This window comes from Agromyces sp. LHK192, assembly GCF_004006235.1.
GTDB lineage: Bacteria > Actinomycetota > Actinomycetes > Actinomycetales > Microbacteriaceae > Agromyces.
In genome coordinates, this window is record NZ_CP034753.1 from 2,935,896 (window position 1) to 2,953,521 (window position 17,626).

The following is a 17,626-nucleotide window of genomic DNA, read 5'->3' on the forward strand; positions in this document are numbered from 1 at the left end:
TGCGAAAGCCTTGCTTTGCAATACGCAACCGACTTGTTTGCGAAACGAAAGCGGCGTAGCCTGTGCCGGGTGACCACGCAGGATCCGCGCATCGCCGTGCGACGCTCATCGCTCGCCGACGGCCGCGAACTCATCTACTTCGACGATGCCGACACCGTGCTCGGACCCGAACGCGCACTCGACGAGCGCGAGCTCGACCCGCGTCCGGCCACCGCGCACATGCGGCAGGACCCGCTCACCGGCGACTGGATCTCGATCGCCGCCAACCGGCAGAACCGCATGTTTCTGCCGCCCGCACACCTGGACCCGCTCTCGCCGCAGTCGCCGGGCAACCCGTCGGAGATCCCCAGCGTCTACGACGTCGCGGTGTTCGAGAACAAGTCGCCGTCGTTCGGACCGGGCCTCGCCGACGACGTCGCGGCGGATGCCTCCGCGGATGCGATCACGGCCGCGGCGGCCGCCCGCCTCGCCGAGACCCGCACGATCGGCATCGAGCGCAGCCTCCCGTCGATCGGACGTTGCGAGGTCGTCTGCTTCTCCCCCGAGCACGAGGGCTCCTTCGGCACCCAGTCGGTCTCACGCGCCCGCACCGTGATCGAGGCCTGGGCGCACCGCACCGCCGAGCTCTCCGCCCTGCCGGGCGTGCAGCAGGTCTTCCCCTTCGAGAACCGCGGCGAGGCGATCGGCGTGACCCTCGGGCATCCGCACGGCCAGATCTACTCGTACCCGTACGTGACCCCGCGCACGCAGCGCCTGCTCGACGCGATCGACGACTACGGCCCGACGCTGGTCGCCGACCACATTGCGCGTGAGCTCGACGGCCCGCGCGTCCTCATCCGCGGCGAGCACTGGAGCGCCTTCGTGCCGTTCGCCGCGCGCTGGCCCATCGAGGTGCACCTGGTTCCCCACCGGCACGTGCCCGACCTCGCCGAGACCACGCTCGACGAGCGCGACGAGCTCGCCCGCGTCTACCTGCGACTGCTGCGCGGCATCGACGCGCTGTACCACACGCCGACCCCGTACATCGCGGGATGGCACCAGGCACCGGTGCACGAGCGACGCGATGAGGTGCGCCTGACGTTGCAGCTCACGAGCCCGCGGCGGGCTGCCGACAAGCTGAAGTTCCTCGCCGGCTCCGAGGCGGCGATGGGGGCCTGGATCGGCGACGTCACGCCGGAGGCGCAGGCAGAGGCGCTCCGCGCCGCGATCGAGAGGGTCCACGTATGAGCTCCGAGGGCACGAGCGGGCACGACGCCGACCACACCGACTCGGCAGCTTCGGACGGATTCCTCCAGCGGTACGGCCGGCGGCCGGCCGGGGTCTGGAGCGCGCCGGGCCGCGTCAACCTCATCGGCGAGCACACCGACTACAACGACGGCTTCGTGTTCCCGTTCGGCCTCGACCGGCGCACCGCGGTCGCGCTCGGCGACCGGCACGACCAGGTCGTGCGAGTCTCGTCGGGGTTCTCGCCCGACGAGGTCTCGATCCACCTCGACGAGATCACCCCCGACTCCGTCGCCGGCTGGTCGGCGTACCCGCTCGGGGTGGTCTGGGCGCTCGCGCAGTTCGGCGCCGACCTCGCGCACGTGCGCGGCGTCGACCTGCACATCGCCTCGGAGGTCCCCGTCGGCGCCGGGCTCTCGTCGTCGGCCGCGCTCGAGAGCGCGGTCGCCCTCGCACTGAACGAGCACTGGGGCCTCGGGCTCGACCGTCCGACGCTCGCGAAGGTCGGGCAGCTCGCCGAGAACCGCGTGGTCGGCGCACCGACCGGCATCCTCGACCAATCGGCGTCACTGCTCGCGCAGGCGGACGCCGGCGTGTTCCTCGACTGCCGCAGCCTCGACAGCGACGTGATCCCGCTGCACTTCGCCGAGGAGGGGCTGACGGTGCTCGTCGTCGACACCCACGTCGCCCACGCGCACGCCACCGGTGGGTACGCGGCCCGACGGGCGTCGTGCGAACAGGGCGCGAGGGCGCTCGGCGTCGAGTCGCTGCGCGACGTGCACCTCGACGACCTGCCGCGCGCCGAGGGCGTCCTCGACGACGAGACCTTCCGGCGCGTGCGCCACATCGTGACCGAGAACCAGCGCGTGCTCGACACCGTGCGCACGCTCCGCGAACGCGGGGCGCACGCGATCGGCGCGCTGCTGGACGCCTCGCACGCGTCGATGCGCGACGACTTCGAGATCTCGGTGCCCGAGCTCGACCTCGCGGTCGCGACCGCACAGGCGGGCGGCGCGGTGGGGGCCCGGATGACCGGTGGCGGATTCGGCGGATCGGCGATCGCGCTGGTCGACGTCGCGCTCGTCCCGGCGATCACCGAGGCCGTGCTGGCCGCGTTCGCCGCGGCGGGACACCGCACGCCGACCGTGTTCACCGTCACCCCGTCGCAGGGGGCTCGCCGGGACGGCTGAGCGAGCCGGGACCCGCCGAGTCGGTCAGGCCGCGGCCTCGCCCGGTTCGACCGCCGTCGGTGTGCCGCCGGTGATGCGTACGAGCTCGTCGAACGTCGTCGGGAACACCGTCTTCGCGTGCCCCGCGGCCGCCCAGACCTCGTCGTACCCGGCGAGCGCGACGTCCACGTACGTCCGCACCGCGGCAGGGTGCCCGACGGGCGCGACGCCCCCGATGACCTGGCCGGTCGCCTGCTTCACGTCGTCCTTCGAGGCGCGACGGATGACGCCCCCGAGCTCGGCGCCGAGCCATTCGGTGTCGACCCGGTGCGCACCCGAGGTGAGCACGAGGATCGGCTCGTCGTCGAGCAGGAACACGGGGGCCGAACGCGATCGGGGCGCTGCTGGATGCCTCGCACGCGTCGATGCGCGACGACTTCGAGATCACCGTGCCCGAGATCGACCTCGCCGCGGCCACGGCACAGGCGAACGGAGCCGTCGGCGCCCGCATGACGGGCGGCGGCTTCGGCGGATCGGTCATCGCGCTGCTCGCCGACGAACTCGTGCCGGCTGTCACGCAGGCGATTCGCGACGCGTTCGCGGCGGCGGGCTACCGCGAGCCGGTGATCTTCACCGAGCAGCCGAGCGACGGCGCGCGGCGCGACCGCTGAGCCCCGGCGTGCGGTGTGCGGCGTGCGGTCACTTCGCCGTCGCCCACTCCTCCGCGAGGATCGCGTAGGTGACGCCGTCGACCCAACCGAGCTCGGCGTGCCAGGAGTCACGAACGCCGTGCTGCTCGCGGCGCATGCCGAGTCGCTCCATCACCCGCCACGACGCGACGTTGTCGGCGAAGCATCCGGCCGTCACGCGGTGCAGCCCGAGCTCGTCGAACGCGAGTTCGAGCAGCGTTCGGGCGATGGCGGTGGCGTAGCCCTTGCCGGCGTACGCCGGAGCGATCAGGTAGCCGAGCTCGGCCTCCGACCGGCGCCACGCATCGCCGTCGAACTGCCCGATGCCGTCGTGCACGCGAAGCGAGCCCGTCCCGACGACGGTGCCGTCGAGGACGGCGACGGCGGTGTGGTGGTCGGGCTCCCCGACATCCTCGAGCCAGACCCGGATGAAGGTCTCGGGGTCGACCGTCGTGCGCAGCAGCCAGCGGACGACCTCGGGCCGGTTGCGCCACACGAGCACCTCCTCGAGCAGCTCGCGCGTCGGCGTGCGCAGCTCGAGCACGCCGGCACGTCGCGGCCAGGCCACGCCGGGCGAGGTCACGCCGATGCCTCCAGCCCCGGCTCGACCTCGCTCGGCGTGCCGCCCGTGAGGCGCACCAGCTCGTCGAACGTGGTCGGGAACACGGTCTTCGCGTGCCCGGCGGCGGCCCAGACTACCTCGTAGTCGGCGAGCGCGACGTCGACGACCGTGCGCATGGGCGACAGATGGCCGACGGGCGCGACGCCGCCGATCACCTGGCCGGTCGCCGCTTTCACGACCTCTTTCGAAGCGCGACGGATGGTGCCGCCGAGCTGCTCTCCGAGCCACCCGGTGTCGACGCGATGCGATCCCGAGGTGAGCACAAGGATCGGCTCGTCGTCGATGGTGAAGACGAGCGAGTTGGCGATCTGGCCGACCTCGATGCCGAGCGCGTCGGCGGCCAGCTGCGCGGTCGTCACGGCGCCGTCGAACCAGGTGATGCGCGGCTCGACGCCCGCGGCGCGCAGGGCCTCGGCGACACGGTCGACGGCGGCGTGGGAGGGCATGGTCATCCCCCGATCGTATCGAGCGGCTACGATGCGCGGGTGGACACGGAGCACGCGCCCGCCCGCCGTCTCGGGCTCGGTGGAGCGGCGGCGATCGGCATCGCGTCGATGGTGGGGGCGGGCGTGTTCGCCGTGTGGGCTCCCGCCGCCGCGGTCGCCGGCGAGCTCCTGCTCGTGGGACTCAGCATCGCGGCGCTCGTCGCGCTCGCGAATGTCGGATCGACGGCGCAGCTCGCAGCCCGGTACCCGGAGTCCGGGGGCGCGTACCGGTACGGACGCGAGTTGCTCGGCGCCTGGCCCGGGTTCCTCGCCGGGTGGGGGTTCGTGATCGGGAAGACCGCGAGTTGCGCGGCGATGGCCCTGACCGCGGCGGAGTACCTGGCACCGGCCGGATGGGAGCGCCCGATCGCCCTCGCCGTGGTCGCGGTCGTCGTCGGCGTCGACCTGGTCGGCATCACGCGCACCGCCCGCGTCGCGGCGGTCATCGTGATCGCGGTCGGCGCGGTGCTCGCGGTCGTGATCGCCGCGGGAATCGCGCTGGCCGCGGAGGGCGACGGGGCGACGGCGACGGCGACGGCGACGATCGAGCCCACGCCGTACGGCGTGCTCCAGGCGGCCGGGCTCTGCTTCTTCGCGTTCGCGGGGTACGCGCGCATCGCGACGCTCGGCGAGGAGGTCGTGGATCCCGCGCGGACGATCCCGCGCGCGATCGCGATCGCCTTCGCCGTGGTCGTCGTGCTCTACGCCGGGGTCGGCGTCACGCTGCTCGCCGCGCTCGGGGCGCCGCACCTCGCCGACGCCGATGAGCCGCTCGCCGACGTCGTGCGCCTCGTGGGGTGGCCCGCCGCGGTCCCGCTCGTCCAGGTCGCGGCCGGCGCGGCATCCGTCGGTGCGCTCCTGGCCCTGGTCGCGGGCATCGGTCGCACCTCGCTCGCCATGGCCCGCGACCGCGAACTGCCGGCCCCGCTCGCACGGGTGTCCACGCGCTTCGGGGTGCCGTGGGCAGCCTCCGTCTCGGTGGGCGTCGGCGTCGCCGCGCTCCTCCTCATCGGCGACCTTCGATCGGTGATCGGGTTCTCGAGCTTCGGAGTGCTCGGCTACTACCTCGTCGCCAACCTCGCAGCGCTCCGGCAGCCCGCGCCCGAGAGACGGCTCCCCCGCTGGGCGTCCGCGGCCGGTGCGATCGGGTGCCTCGCACTCGTCGCCGCCCTGCCGTGGCAGTCCGTCGTCGGCGGCGTCGGCGTGTTCGCCGTCGGGGCGGGCATCCGGCTGCTGGTGCTCGGACGTCGACGTAGGCTTGCGGCATGAGTGCCGACGCCGCCGCCCGGATCATCCCCCTCGAAGGTCGCCCCGCCCCCGCGATCGACGGCTCGGCCTTCGTGGCGCCGGGCGCCGTCATCGTCGGCGACGTGCGCCTCGAGGCCGGTTCGAGCGTCTGGTACAACTCGGTCCTGCGCGCCGAGGCCGCGCCGATCGTGCTGGGCGAGGGCTCGAACCTCCAGGACGCGGTCGTCTGCCACGTCGACCAGGGGTTCCCGCTGACGATCGGTCCCGGCGTCTCGGTCGGCCACGCCGCGGTGCTGCACGGTTGCACGATCGAGGCGGACTGCCTCATCGGCATGAGCGCGACCGTGCTCAACGGCGCGGTCATCGGCGAGGGCTCGCTGGTGGCCGCGGGCGCGGTCGTGCTCGAAGGCACGGTCGTGCCGCCCTGGTCACTCGTCGCCGGCGTTCCGGCCAAGGTCCGCCGCGAACTCACCGACGCCGAGCGCGACGGCATCCGCCGCAACGCGGGCGCCTACCTCGCGCACCGCGACCTGCACGCGACGTCCCTGGGCCGTACCGGAGACCGGCCGTGACGGCGACCGGCCCGAGGCGGAGGCGGGAGCCGACGCTGCCATGACCCGAACCGACTCGGCGAGCCTGCTCGTGCACGCGGCCCCCGACGCCGTGTTCGCCGCACTCACCGACGCGGACGCGCTCGCGGCATGGCTGCCGCCCGCGGGTATGCACGGACGGTTCGAGCGATTCGACATGCGCACCGGCGGCGGATTCCGCATGGTGCTCACCTACGACGACGCGACGGATGCCCCGGGCAAGTCGTCCGCCGACGAGGATGTCTCCGACGTCCGCATCGTCCGGATCGACCCGGGCGAACGCATCGTGCAGGAGGTCGAGTTCGTCTCCGACGACCCCGCGTTCCACGGCACGATGCGGATGACCTGGACGCTGCGCAGCGTCGGCGACGGTACCGTCGTGGAGGTGCGTGCCGAGGGCGTCCCCTCGGGCATCGGCGCGCGCGACCACGCCGAGGGCATCACCTCATCGCTCGTGAACCTGGCCGGCCACCTCGAGCGCTGAGCGAGCCTCCGGTGCGCGACCGAGCCCGGTCGACGATCTCACCGGCTGCACCGCGGCACCGACGTCACCGGCACCGCCCGCGAGCACCCGCCGCGCCCGCCGCACGGCGCGCACCGCGCCGCGGGCCGGGATCGCGAACGCCATCGCGACCGTGCCGAGCGGTTCGCGGTCTTCGCTTCCGAGCATCTTGCGTCGCTCGAACGCGCGGCGCAGAGCGCCGCCCGTGAGGTTGTGCCGGCGCTCGAGCGCGGGCAGCGGCGCGGCGGTGCGCTCGACGATCAGCTCGTCGAGCGCTACGAGCCAGTCGTCGTCGGATGCGGGATGGAAGTAGTTGTCGTCGAGCCAGGCCGGTTCGGGCAACCGCCAGTCGCCCGCGGCGAGCGCCGCTCCGTCGCCGAACAACCCGCTCCCGGCGAACACCACGTTGATCTGCTTCGGCCCGATGCCGAAGTCGTCGAGCAGGAGCGCGGGCACCCCGGCCGCGATCGCCTCGAGCACGGCCGTCGAACTCACCGTCACGAGCGCGGCGGCGCGCGCGAGGTGGGCGGCCATCGGCCCGTCCTCGATCACGAGGTTCGCGGGAAGCGTGAAGCCGAGTTCGCGGTGCACCGCCGGGTCGGCGATGAGCTCGCCGAGGTCGAACTCCTCGAGGTGCGTCTGCGCCTCGCCGGCCCGCGCGCGCACCTTGACGACCACCCGCCGCGACGGGTTGCGCCGGGCCGTCTCGCCGAGGATGCCGACCAGCGCGACCCGTTCGTCACGCGTGGCCGGCACCTTCGCCTGCACCGCGAACACGATGTCGGATGCCTCGGGCCCTCGCATGGAGCCGGTCGCGGGCGCCGCTGCTGCCGCGGAAGCCGCCGCCGCGTCGGCGAGGAACGGCAGCGTGCCGAGCGCGAAGCGCGGCCGCTGGGGCAGCGCCTGTGCGACCCCGGTGAAGTCGCGCACCTCACGCCGGCTGTGCAGCACGACGAGGTCGACCTGCTCGCGGTAGATCGTCGCCTTCGGCACCGCAGGGATCGTCAGGCCGGGAAACCCGGACACGAGCACCGGGCGGTCGGGCAGCGCGTGCAGGTGCGGTGCCACGACCCGCACCAGCGGGCCGCGCAGCGCGAGCAGCACGGCGTCGGGGCGAAGTTCGGCGACGAGCGCGGCGAGGTCGGCGAGGTGCACGCGGTGCGGGGCGTCCGTCGCCCACCTCGTGCCCGTCAGCGCGGCCGCGAGCTGCCTGGCGCTCGGCCGGACGTCGGTCGCGAGGATCGCGAGGTCGCTGCGCCACCCGGCGGGAAGCCGGGTCGCGAGCGCGGCGCCCCACTTCAGGTACGAGTCGGTGTCGCCCACGACGAGCAGGTGCCGCGACGCGGCATCCGGCGCCACGCCAGCCGCCGACGCGGCATCCGCCGGTTCCGGCGTCGACCGTTCGGTCACACGAGCACCCGGCGCAGCTTCGCCTTCGGGGCGAGCTCCCCCGGGAAGACGCGCTTCACGCCGTCGCCCATCGCCTCCTCGATGATGCGGATGTCCCGCACGAGGTGCTCGAGGCCCTGCGGCTCGAGCGACGCCGAGTGGTCGCTGCCCCACATCGTGCGGTCGAGCGTGATGTGGCGTTCGACCGCGACGGCGCCGAGCGCGACGGCGGCGAGCGAGATCTGCAGGCCGCGCTCGTGGCCCGAGTACCCGATCGGCACCCCGGCGTAGCGTTCGCGCAGCGTGTGGATCGTGCGGAGGTTCGCCTCCTCGTGCGGCATCGGGTAGCTGCTGGTCGCGTGCAGCATCACCAGGCGACCGGTGCCGGTGCCGCCGAGCGCCTCGACCGCGGCGTCGATCTCGGCGATCGTCGACATGCCCGTCGAGAGGATCACCGGCTTGCCGGTCGCGGCGACGGCGTCGAGCAGCGGCAGGTCGGTCACCGAGGCCGACGCGATCTTGTGCGCGGCCGCACCGACCTCCTCGAGGAACGCGACCGACGGCTCGTCCCACGGCGACGCGAACCAGTCGAGGCCCGACAGGTCGGCGTGGCGCGCGACCTCGAGGTACTCGTCGCGGCCGAACTCGACCCGGCGACGGTAGTCGAGGTAGCTCATGGTGCCCCACGGCGTCTCGCGCGGGACGTCCTTCATGTGCTCGGGCGTCGCGAGCTCCGGCGTGCGCTTCTGGAACTTCACGGCCTGGCATCCCGCCGCCGCCGCGACGTCGATCAGGCGCTTCGCGATCTCGACGTCGCCGTTGTGGTTCAGGCCGATCTCGGCGATGACGTAGGCGGGTCGGCCTGCGCCGACCTCGTGGCGACCGATGCGGACGGACATGTCAGGCTCCTTCGATGGCGGTGGCGTAGGTGGGGCGATTCGCGTCCCCGGATGCTGCGGCGGCCCGGGCCGCGAGCACGGCGTCGGCGAGTTCGCGGACCGCGCCGGCCCCGCCGCGGCGCTGCAGCACGACCCGCGCGACCCGGTGCACGTCGGGGATCGCGTCGGCGACCGCGATGGGCCAGCCGACGATCTCGAGCGCCGGCAGGTCGCCGCGGTCGTTGCCGACGTAGGCGATGCGATCGAGCGCGATGCCCTGTTCCACCGCCCACTCGCGCAGCGCGGCTCCCTTGTCGGCGACGCCCTGGCGCACCTCGACGCCGAGCTTCGCCGCGCGGGCCGAGACGACCGGATGCGTCTCCGCCGAGAGGATGAGCACCGGCACGCCCGCCTCGCGCAGCCGCGCGACACCGGCCCCGTCGCTGCGGCTCACGCGCACGAACTCGACGCCCGCCTCGCCGACGATCGCGGTGTCGTCGGTGTGCACGCCGTCGAAGTCGGTCACGACCGCGTCCACGTCGACGCCGTGCGACGCGCCGTCGATGAGGTTGGCGAGCGCCTGCGCGACGACGAGGTCGGCCGCCGTATCGATCTCGACCCCGTGCAGCTCCGGCACGAGCTGCACGCCGACGCGCCCGAAGAAGCGGTGGCCCGCCGCACGGAACCCCGCCGTGCGCATCGCGTAGAACGCGCCGGTCTCACGGAACTCCGGCTGGCGCTCCTGCCGGCGAAGCCGCACGGCAGCGTCGTGGTTCACGCCGATGGCGCCGGCCGCGAACCCAGCCCGCTCGCTCGCCTCGACCTCGCGCCACAGGAACGCGTGGTTCGGAACGGCCGAGAACACGCTGTCGACGTCGCCGGTCGCGACCCTCGCGACCGCGGCGTCGAGGTCGGACGGGTCGACGAACGGGCTCGTCGCCTGGATGAACACGACGACGGGTGCCTCGCCCCGCGGGTTCCCCCGAGCCGCGGTGGGCCCGTCGTCGTGGCTGTGCGCCGCATCGGCGGCTGGTTCGGGATGCAGCGCGCCCAGCGCGTGCAGCAGCGCGGACTCGCTCGTCGCCGTGTCGCCCGACAGCGCGGCCGGCCGGTCGACGATCTCGGCGCCGGCGGCCCGGGCGACCCGGGCGATCTCGTCGTCGTCGGTCGACACCACGACGCGGCCGATCGTCTCGGCAGCCCTGGCGGCCGCGACCGCGCGCGCCACGAGCGGCACGCCGCCGACGCGCATGACGTTCTTGCCCGGCAGGCCCTTCGACCCGCCGCGCGCCGGGATCACGGCGACCGCGGTACCGCGCAGACGGGGATCGATTCGGGCCATGCGGGCACGCTACGTCGGCGACGTGACCCGACGGTGGCGCGACGGTGAACGCTCCGGGGGCGCCCGGTGGACGGGGCGCGACGACGGATGCCCCGGTGCCCGCGCGGTGCGCGAGCCCGGGGCATCCGATCAGCGGTCGTGCGCCGACGGTGCGCCGCCCGCTCTCAGCCGGCCAGCTGCAGTTCCGCCGCCTTCACGACGTTCGCCAGCAGCATCGCCCGGGTCATCGGGCCGACCCCGCCCGGGTTCGGCGACAGGAACCCGGCCACCTCGGCCACGGCCGGGTCGACGTCGCCCGTGAGCCGGCCCTTGCCGGTCTCCTCGTCCTGCACCCGGGTGATGCCGACGTCGAGCACCGCAGCGCCCGGCTTGACCCAGTCCGCCTGCACGAGGTGCGGCACGCCGACCGCGGCCACGACGATGTCGGCCCGGCGCACCTCGGCGGCCAGGTCGGTCGTGCGCGAATGCGTGAGCGTGACCGTCGCGTCGAGGCCCTTGCGCGTGAAGAGCAGCCCCAGCGGCCGACCGACCGTCAACCCGCGGCCGATCACCGTCACGTGCTGCCCGCGGATCGGCACGTCGTACCGGCGCAGCATCTCGACGATGCCCGCCGGCGTGCACGGCAGCGGCGACCGCAGCTCGCCCTCGATGCCGAGCACGAGTCGACCGAGGTTCGTCGGGTGCAGTCCGTCGGCGTCCTTCGACGGATCGATCGCCTCGAGCGCCGCGTGCTCGTCGAGCCCGGCGGGCAACGGGAGCTGCACGATGTACCCCGTCACCTCGCGAGCCTGGTTCAGGTCGCGGATCGCCGCGAGCACGTCGGCCTGCGTGGCCGACGACGGCAGGTCGACGCGGATCGACTCGATGCCGACCTCGGCGCAGTCGCGGTGCTTGCCCGCGACGTACGACTTCGAGCCCGGGTCGTCGCCGACCAGCAACGTGCCGAGCCCGGGCACCACGCCGTGCGCACGCAGGTGCGCGATGCGATCGGCGAGTTCCGACTTCACGGCCGACGCGGTCGCGACGCCGTCCAACTTCACCGCGGTCATGCGGGTCTCCCCTCGCCCTACTGCTCGAGGCCGGGGTACAGCGGGAACCGACCGGTGAGCGCCTCGACCCGGGCGCGCAGCGCCGGAAGGTCGGCGCCGCCCTTGAGCGTCTCGGCGATGATGTCGGCGACCTCGGTGAACTCGGCGTCGCCGAAGCCACGGGTCGCAAGGGCGGGCGTGCCGATGCGCAGGCCGGAGGTGACCATCGGCGGGCGCGGGTCGAACGGCACCGCGTTGCGGTTCACCGTGATGAGCGCTTCGTGCAGCAGGTCCTCGGCCTGCTTGCCGTCGATCTCGCTGTTGCGGAGGTCGGCGAGCACGAGGTGCACGTCGGTGCCGCCCGTGAGCACGTCCACGCCGGCGGCGCGGGTGTCGTCGGCGGTGAGGCGGTCCGCGAGGATCGCGGCGCCGCGCAGCGTGCGCTCCTGGCGGTCCGTGAACTCCTCGGACGCGGCGATCTTGAACGCGGTGGCCTTCGCCGCGATGACGTGCATGAGCGGGCCGCCCTGCTGGCCCGGGAACACGTTCGAGTTCAGCTTCTTCTGCAGGTCGGCGTCGTTGGTCAGGATGAAGCCCGAGCGCGGGCCGCCGATCGTCTTGTGCACGGTCGACGACACGACGTCGGCGTAGGGCACGGGCGAGGGGTGCAGGCCCGCGGCGACGAGGCCGGCGAAGTGCGCCATGTCGACCCAGAGCTTGGCGCCGACCTCGTCGGCGATCGCCCGGAACGCCTCGAAGTCGAGGTGGCGCGGGTACGCCGACCAGCCGGCGATGAGCACCTGCGGCTTGTGCTCGAGGGCGGCGTCGCGCACCCGGTCCATGTCGACGCGGAACGACTCGGGGTCGACGCCGTACGCGACGGCGTTGTACAGCTTGCCCGAGAAGTTCAGGCGCATGCCGTGCGTGAGGTGGCCGCCGTGTGCGAGCTCGAGGCCGAGGATGGTGTCGCCGGGCGTCGCGATGGCCGAGAGCACGGCCGCGTTCGCGGAGGCGCCGGAGTGGGGCTGGACGTTCGCGAACTGCGACCCGAAGAGCGACTTCGCGCGCTCGATCGCGAGGTTCTCGGCGACGTCGACGTACTCGCAGCCGCCGTAGTAGCGACGGCCGGGGTACCCCTCGGCGTACTTGTTGGTGAGCACCGAGCCCTGCGACTGCAGGACCGAGACGGGCACGAAGTTCTCGCTCGCGATCATCTCGAGGTAGTCGCGCTGGCGGCCCAGCTCGAGTTCGAGGACCTCCGCGATCTCGGGATCGACGACGGACAGCGGCTGGTTGAAGACCGATTCGGCCAAGGCTGGCTCCTTTGAGCAGGTGGGACGGACCAAGAGATGCTGCCTCGCGCGACTCGCGACGAGGTTCGCGTACCGGCCCAGGCGTGCGGTCGGTCCGTACCAGTCGCTCCCCGATGGGCACCCATCTCAACGCCAGTCGCGACGGGTACCACCCTAGCAACGGATCGGCGCCGGGCACTGTCCGAATGGCGGCGATCGTGGGATGCTCTTGGTAAAGATCCCTTCCTTCCAGTTCCTGCCCTCCAGTTCCTGCCCTTCCAGCTCCTGCCCTGAGGACACCGCATGCGACGACGCACGACCCGCTCGACCCCGCCCGACCGGAATCGACGAGCGACCGCGACCGTGGCCGCCCTCGCGACCATCGGCACCCTCGGAGTCATGCTCACCGCCTGCACCTGGACCGCACCACAGAATGGTTCCCCCATGACCACCGGAATCGTCCCGCTCCCCGCATCCGCCGAGTACCGCCCCGATGACACGCCGTTCCGACTCGCCGGCGACACGAAGCTCGTCGCGTCCGGCGACGGCGCCGCCGCGATCGCCGAGCTCCTCGCCGATCGCCTCCGCGGCGGAACCGGATACGACCTGCCCGTCGTCGACGGCATGGAGGGAGGGGCATCCGACATCGTCCTGGTCGTGCGCGGGGCATCCGCCGGCGAGTCGACGACCGACCCCGCCGCCGACGCGTACACGCTCGAGACCGGTGCCGACGGCGCCCGCATCGAGGCCGACGCCGCCTCGGGGCTCTTCCGCGGCACCCAGTCGCTGCTGCAACTGCTGCCGCCGGATGCCTCGGGTCGGACCCCGGCACCCGCCGACGGCTTCGCCGCCGTCGCGGCGTCCGTCGACGACCGCCCGCGATTCGCCTACCGCGGGGCGTCGCTCGACGTCGCCCGCCACTTCATGCCCGTCGACGACGTGCTGTCGTACATCGACGCGATCGCGTTCCTGAAGTTCAACGTGCTGCACCTCCACCTCACCGACGACCAGGGCTGGCGCATCCGCATCGACGCCTGGCCGCAGCTCACCGACCTCGGCGGGCAGACCGCCGTCTGGCACGACGAGGGCGGCTATTACACCAAGGACGACTACCGCCGGATCGTCGAGTACGCGGCCGCGCGTTCGGTCACCGTCGTTCCCGAGATCGACCTGCCGGGCCACACCAACGCCGCGCTGAGCTCGGTCCCGGAACTCAACTGCGACGGTGTCGCGACCGAGCCGTACCACGGCATCGAGGTCGGCTTCAGTTCGCTGTGCGCCTCACCCGAACGGGCCGAGGTCACCGACCGGTTCCTCGCCGACGTGCTCGGCGAGGTCGCAGCGATGACGCCCGGCCCCTGGCTGCACGTCGGCGGCGACGAATCGCACGCGACGAGCCCCGAGGACTACGTGAACCTCGTCGACCGGATCACCGCGACCGGCGCGGCGACCGGCAAGACCGTGATCGGATGGCACGAGATCGGGGCCTCCCGGAACCTCCCGCCCGGCACCATCGGCCAGTACTGGGGATTCGTCGGCGCCACCGACGACGCCGAGGGCGCCCCCGGCGACGAGGCCGCCGCGGCGGCGGAAACCCTCGCCGACACCCGGTCGTTCGTCGAGCAGGGCGGCCGGGTGATCTTCTCCCCCGCCGACGTCGCCTACCTCGACATGAAGTACGTCGAGGACCCGCAGAACGCGCTCGGCCAGGACATCGGCCTGCAATGGGCGAAGGGTCCGACGACGCTCGAGGAGGCGTACGGATGGGAGCCCGCCGACATCGTGCCGGGCGTCGGCGAGGCCGACATCCTCGGCGTCGAGGCCCCCATCTGGACCGAGACCCTGCGGACCATGGACGACGTCGAGTTCATGGCCTTCCCGCGCATCACCGGCATCGCCGAGATCGCCTGGTCGCCGCGGGTCGAGGGCGGGCGCGACGAGGAGGCGTTCGTCGAGCGCGTCGCCGGGCTCGCCCCCTACTGGGATGCCGCGGGCGTCGAGTTCTACCGCATCCGCGGGATCGACTGGCGTTAGCCCGCGCGCATCGCGCACGCGCACCCTTCACCTGTCGACCCGTGCCGAATTCAGGAGATCGGAGGCTGCTCAGGACTGATCTGCAGGTTCGGTCCTGAGCAGCCTCCGATCTCCTGAAACCGGTACGGCCGAGCGCCCAATTGCTTCTGCACAGCCCGCGATGGGCGACGAGTACCCGACTCCCGGTTCGACGCGGCTCCGGCACGACCCGGCCGCGGGAGCATCGGGCATGCGAATCGAGGACTGGCTGACCACGAGTGGCGGCATCCGACACGTGGACGAGGCCCTGATCGCCGGATACACCAGGTACGCGATTCGGCTCGCCGTGCACGAACGCCGCATCGAACGCGTGCGTCGCTCGTGGATCGCGACCCGGTCGGCTCCGTGGCGGCTCCGGCGCGCGGCATCCGTCAGCGGCAGGCTGGCCTGTGTGACGGCGGCCGCCGAACACGGCCTCTGGACGATCGCGGACGAGCGCCTTCACCTCGCCGTCGCACCCAATGCATCGCGGTTCGACGCGGGCGACGCGGTCATCCACTGGAACCCGGGCCCGATTCGGCCGCACCGCTTCGAACTGATCGAGCCGATCGACGACGCCCTGGTGCATATCGCGGAATGCAGGCCGATCGATGACGCGCTGGTCGTGTGGGAATCGGCGATCCGGCTCGGCAAGGTCTCGGTGGAGCGTCTCGGCGCGTTGCCGCTCGGGAGCGACCGAGCGCGACGAGTCCGAGCCGAAGCATCCGAGTTGTCGGATTCCGGGATCGAGACCCTGCCTGCGGTCCGGCTGCGGCGTATCGGCATCCCGGTTCGCCAGCAGGCCGTGATCGACGGGCATCCGGTCGACGGCCTGATCGGCGAGCGGCTCGCCTACCAGATCGACGGATTCGGACCGCACAGCGACCGCACGCGTCGACGTCGGGACCTCGCGCAGGACCGGCGGCTCGCGCTGATGGGCTTCACCGTCCTGCGGTTCGATTACGACCAGGTCATGTTCGAATGGCCGATCGTGGAGCTGCAGATCCGCCAGGCGATCGCGATCGGCGCCCACCTGGTCGCCTGAGCACCCCATTCGCCCGAACACCCCGGTCGCCTGAGCCGCCGGACACCTCGCGGCACCCGATCGTGACCACCGAATCAGGAGTTCGAAAGCTGCTCAGGACCGAATCGCCGGATTCGTCCTGAGCAGCCTCCGCTTTCCTGAAACCGGCACCTCCCAGCTGGACGTGCCCGCTACTTCACACTGCCCGCCGTGAGGCCGCCGACGAGGCGCTTCTCGATCAGCATGAACAGCACCACCACGGGGATGATCGCGACGATCGAGACACCGAACACGTACTGCCAGCTCGTCTCGTACTGCCCGACGAACTTCGTGAGCGCGACCGACAGCGGCTGGTTGCCCGCGGTCGAGAGGATCACGAGCGACGCGGCGAACTCGTTCCAGCACGCGACGAAGGTGAACACGATCGCGGTGACGATGCCGGGCCACACGAGCGGCAGGTTGATCCGGAACAGCACGGTCAGCCGACCCGCGCCGTCGAGCTGCGCGGCCTCGTCGACCTCCTTCGGTACGCCGGCGAAGAACGAGTGCATGATCCACACCGCGAACGAGAGGTTGAACGCGGCGTTGATGAAGATCATCGCGGCCCAGGTGTCGACCAGGCCGAGTGCGACGAACTGCCGGAACAGGCCCGAGGTCAGCACCGCGGGCTGCAGCATCTGCGTCACGATGACGAGGAAGAGGAACACCATGCGGCCCGGGAAGCGGAACCGGGCCGTGTAGTAGGCGGCGGGCATCGCGACGGCGAGCACGAGCAGCGTCGCGAACACTGAGATCACGATCGTCGAGATCAGGTTCTGCACGAGCGGCGTCTCGGGGGTCGACCACATCGTGATGTAGTTCTCCCAGTGCCACTCGGTCGGGAAGTACGTCGGGTCGACCGACCGGATCTGCGCCTTCGTCTTCACCGAGCCGAAGAACATGATCGTGTACGGGAGGATGAAGATCGCGACGACGATGAGGCCCGCGAACATGCGCAGGAGCACGCGCGGCAGGCTGACCTGGTCCTGGGTGTAGCGGCGCCGACGACGCGGCGGGGCGATCGTCTCGAAGGCGGGAGCGGTGACGGCCATGCTCAGACCTCCTTCATGGGCTTGACGACCCTGACGTACACGGCGACGATCACGATCACGATCGCGAAGGCGACGACCGAGAGGGCGCTCGCGACGTCGATCTTGTGCTGGTTCTGCATGTACTTGAAGATCATCGTCATGATCGTGTCGGCGTCGTAGCCCGGGATCGAGCCGGTCATCACCCGCAGGATCGGCAGCGAGTTGAAGACATTGATGATGTTGATCAGCACGGCGACGGCCAGGGCGCTGCGCAGCTGCGGCAGCACGACGCCGAAGTAGGTGCGCACGGGGCCGGCGCCGTCCATCTTCGCGGCCTCGAGCACATCGCCCGGGACCGTCTGGAGGCCGGCGAGGATCGTGTACGTCGTGAACGGCAGCGACACGAAGATCGCGACCACGATCGACCAGGCGAACGCGGTGGCAGGGTTCCTGGTCCAGCCGTAGCCCTCTGGGGTGTCGACGAGGCCGATGTCGACGAGGAACGTGTTGATGATGCCGAAATACGGCTCGAGGCCGTAGTAGACGACCATCGTCGTCATGACGACGGATGCCGCCCACGGGATGATCACGACGAGGCGGACGATGCGCCGGCCGGGGAACGCCTTGTCGAGGATCTGCGCGAGGATCAGCGACAGCACGACCGTGATCGCGACCACGACGACGACCCACACGATGGTGCGGCCGAGGATCGGCCAGAAGTACGGGAACTGGAAGACCTCGACGTAGTTGTCGAAGCCGACCCCGCCCTTGTCGACCCCCGAGATGGAGATGTCGCGGGTGGAATTGAAGAACATGACGCCGGCGGGGAAGAACACGACGCCGGCGATGAGGATCAGCGCGGGCGCGATCCACGGGAGGGCGTGCGCGAGGTCGCGCGCGCCGGGCTTGCGCTCGCCGGTGCCGGAACGCCGACCCGGACGCCCGCCGGAGCGGGGGCGGCCGTCGGCCGCCCCCGTCGGGGTCGATTCGGTCTCGGTGGTGGTGCTCATGAGTCGCGGTTC

General features: G+C 72.1%; 16 protein-coding genes, 2 pseudogenes and 1 riboswitch. Of the genes and pseudogenes, 8 read left to right on the forward strand and 10 right to left on the reverse strand.

The genetic code is table 11. The annotated features are described in order from the left end of the window. Positions 1 to 69: 69 nt before the first annotated feature. Complete coding sequence (gene galT / locus ELQ40_RS13290) at positions 70 to 1,227, forward strand: galactose-1-phosphate uridylyltransferase (protein WP_240665795.1); 1,158 nt, start codon at positions 70 to 72, stop codon at positions 1,225 to 1,227. Further along, positions 1,224 to 2,414 carry a galactokinase gene (gene galK, locus ELQ40_RS13295; RefSeq protein WP_127794119.1) on the forward strand — a complete coding sequence of 397 codons (1,191 nt, stop codon included), beginning with the start codon at positions 1,224 to 1,226 and terminating at the stop codon, positions 2,412 to 2,414. The genes galT and galK overlap by 4 nt, the downstream gene beginning before the upstream one ends. Positions 2,415 to 2,438: 24 nt before the next feature. Here the strand turns inward: galK and ELQ40_RS13300 are convergent. After that, a pseudogene (locus ELQ40_RS13300) lies at positions 2,439 to 2,771 on the reverse strand (YbaK/EbsC family protein); the annotation flags it as partial. Between ELQ40_RS13300 and ELQ40_RS13305 the strand changes: the two are divergent. Then, positions 2,771 to 3,064, forward strand: a pseudogene (locus ELQ40_RS13305) (galactokinase); the annotation flags it as partial. The pseudogenes ELQ40_RS13300 and ELQ40_RS13305 sit on opposite strands and share 1 nt — an antisense overlap. Positions 3,065 to 3,092: 28 nt before the next feature. Here ELQ40_RS13305 and ELQ40_RS13310 read toward each other — a convergent pair. Together ELQ40_RS13310 and ELQ40_RS13315 are read right to left on the reverse strand one after the other, a co-directional pair. Then, positions 3,093 to 3,665 carry a GNAT family N-acetyltransferase gene (locus ELQ40_RS13310; RefSeq protein ID WP_205649345.1) on the reverse strand — a complete coding sequence of 191 codons (573 nt, stop codon included), beginning with the start codon at positions 3,663 to 3,665 and terminating at the stop codon, positions 3,093 to 3,095. Next, complete coding sequence (locus tag ELQ40_RS13315) at positions 3,662 to 4,156, reverse strand: YbaK/EbsC family protein (RefSeq protein ID WP_127794122.1); 495 nt, start codon at positions 4,154 to 4,156, stop codon at positions 3,662 to 3,664. Before ELQ40_RS13315 ends, ELQ40_RS13310 begins: the two co-directional genes overlap by 4 nt. Positions 4,157 to 4,189: 33 nt before the next feature. Between ELQ40_RS13315 and ELQ40_RS13320 the strand changes: the two genes are divergently transcribed. Genes ELQ40_RS13320 through ELQ40_RS13330 form a run of 3 tightly spaced genes read left to right on the forward strand, consistent with a single transcriptional unit; the run spans position 4,190 to position 6,511 of the window. Further along, positions 4,190 to 5,458, forward strand: coding sequence for an APC family permease (locus ELQ40_RS13320; protein WP_240665796.1), 1,269 nt, complete (start codon positions 4,190 to 4,192; stop codon positions 5,456 to 5,458). After that, positions 5,455 to 6,009 carry a gamma carbonic anhydrase family protein gene (locus ELQ40_RS13325; RefSeq protein WP_127794123.1) on the forward strand — a complete coding sequence of 185 codons (555 nt, stop codon included), beginning with the start codon at positions 5,455 to 5,457 and terminating at the stop codon, positions 6,007 to 6,009. Before ELQ40_RS13320 ends, ELQ40_RS13325 begins: the two co-directional genes overlap by 4 nt. A 40-nt stretch (positions 6,010 to 6,049) precedes the next feature. Continuing rightward, the gene (locus ELQ40_RS13330) at positions 6,050 to 6,511 is read left to right on the forward strand and encodes an SRPBCC domain-containing protein (RefSeq protein WP_127794124.1); all 462 of its coding nucleotides are present in this window, start codon (positions 6,050 to 6,052) and stop codon (positions 6,509 to 6,511) included. On the opposite strand, the gene ELQ40_RS13335 is transcribed toward ELQ40_RS13330, so the two are convergent. The 5 genes from ELQ40_RS13335 to glyA all read right to left on the reverse strand — a co-directional run bounded on the left by ELQ40_RS13335 (position 6,473) and on the right by glyA (position 12,479). Continuing rightward, entirely contained in the window at positions 6,473 to 7,939 is a 1,467-nt protein-coding gene (locus ELQ40_RS13335) for a DUF6716 putative glycosyltransferase (protein WP_127794125.1), read from the reverse strand. The genes ELQ40_RS13330 and ELQ40_RS13335 overlap by 39 nt on opposite strands. Next, positions 7,936 to 8,817: an N-acetylneuraminate synthase family protein gene (locus ELQ40_RS13340; protein WP_127794126.1), complete on the reverse strand. Its 882-nt coding sequence runs from the start codon at positions 8,815 to 8,817 to the stop codon at positions 7,936 to 7,938. The genes ELQ40_RS13335 and ELQ40_RS13340 overlap by 4 nt, the downstream gene beginning before the upstream one ends. Before the next feature lies 1 nt (position 8,818). Next, positions 8,819 to 10,138 (reverse strand): acylneuraminate cytidylyltransferase, encoded by a 1,320-nt coding sequence (locus ELQ40_RS13345; protein WP_127794127.1) that lies wholly within the window; start codon positions 10,136 to 10,138, stop codon positions 8,819 to 8,821. A gap of 164 nt (positions 10,139 to 10,302) precedes the next feature. Next, positions 10,303 to 11,187: a bifunctional methylenetetrahydrofolate dehydrogenase/methenyltetrahydrofolate cyclohydrolase gene (locus ELQ40_RS13350; protein ID WP_127794128.1), complete on the reverse strand. Its 885-nt coding sequence runs from the start codon at positions 11,185 to 11,187 to the stop codon at positions 10,303 to 10,305. A 17-nt stretch (positions 11,188 to 11,204) separates the two neighbouring features. Continuing rightward, entirely contained in the window at positions 11,205 to 12,479 is a 1,275-nt protein-coding gene (glyA, locus tag ELQ40_RS13355; protein WP_127794129.1) for a serine hydroxymethyltransferase, read from the reverse strand. 68 nt (positions 12,480 to 12,547) lie between these two features. Then, positions 12,548 to 12,629, reverse strand: a riboswitch (ZMP/ZTP riboswitch). A gap of 273 nt (positions 12,630 to 12,902) precedes the next feature. Between glyA and ELQ40_RS13360 the strand changes: the two genes are divergently transcribed. Both ELQ40_RS13360 and ELQ40_RS13365 read left to right on the forward strand, forming a co-directional pair. After that, complete coding sequence (locus ELQ40_RS13360; protein ID WP_164863591.1) at positions 12,903 to 14,492, forward strand: beta-N-acetylhexosaminidase; 1,590 nt, start codon at positions 12,903 to 12,905, stop codon at positions 14,490 to 14,492. Between the two features lie 229 nt (positions 14,493 to 14,721). Further along, on the forward strand, positions 14,722 to 15,555 hold the full coding sequence (locus ELQ40_RS13365) for a DUF559 domain-containing protein (protein WP_164863592.1): 834 nt from the start codon (positions 14,722 to 14,724) through the stop codon (positions 15,553 to 15,555). A gap of 170 nt (positions 15,556 to 15,725) precedes the next feature. Here ELQ40_RS13365 and ELQ40_RS13370 read toward each other — a convergent pair whose 3' ends face one another. Together ELQ40_RS13370 and ELQ40_RS13375 are read right to left on the reverse strand one after the other, a co-directional pair. Then, positions 15,726 to 16,625 carry a carbohydrate ABC transporter permease gene (locus tag ELQ40_RS13370; protein WP_205649346.1) on the reverse strand — a complete coding sequence of 300 codons (900 nt, stop codon included), beginning with the start codon at positions 16,623 to 16,625 and terminating at the stop codon, positions 15,726 to 15,728. 2 nt (positions 16,626 to 16,627) lie between these two features. Next, positions 16,628 to 17,614: a carbohydrate ABC transporter permease gene (locus tag ELQ40_RS13375; protein ID WP_127794132.1), complete on the reverse strand. Its 987-nt coding sequence runs from the start codon at positions 17,612 to 17,614 to the stop codon at positions 16,628 to 16,630. Positions 17,615 to 17,626: the final 12 nt, after the last annotated feature.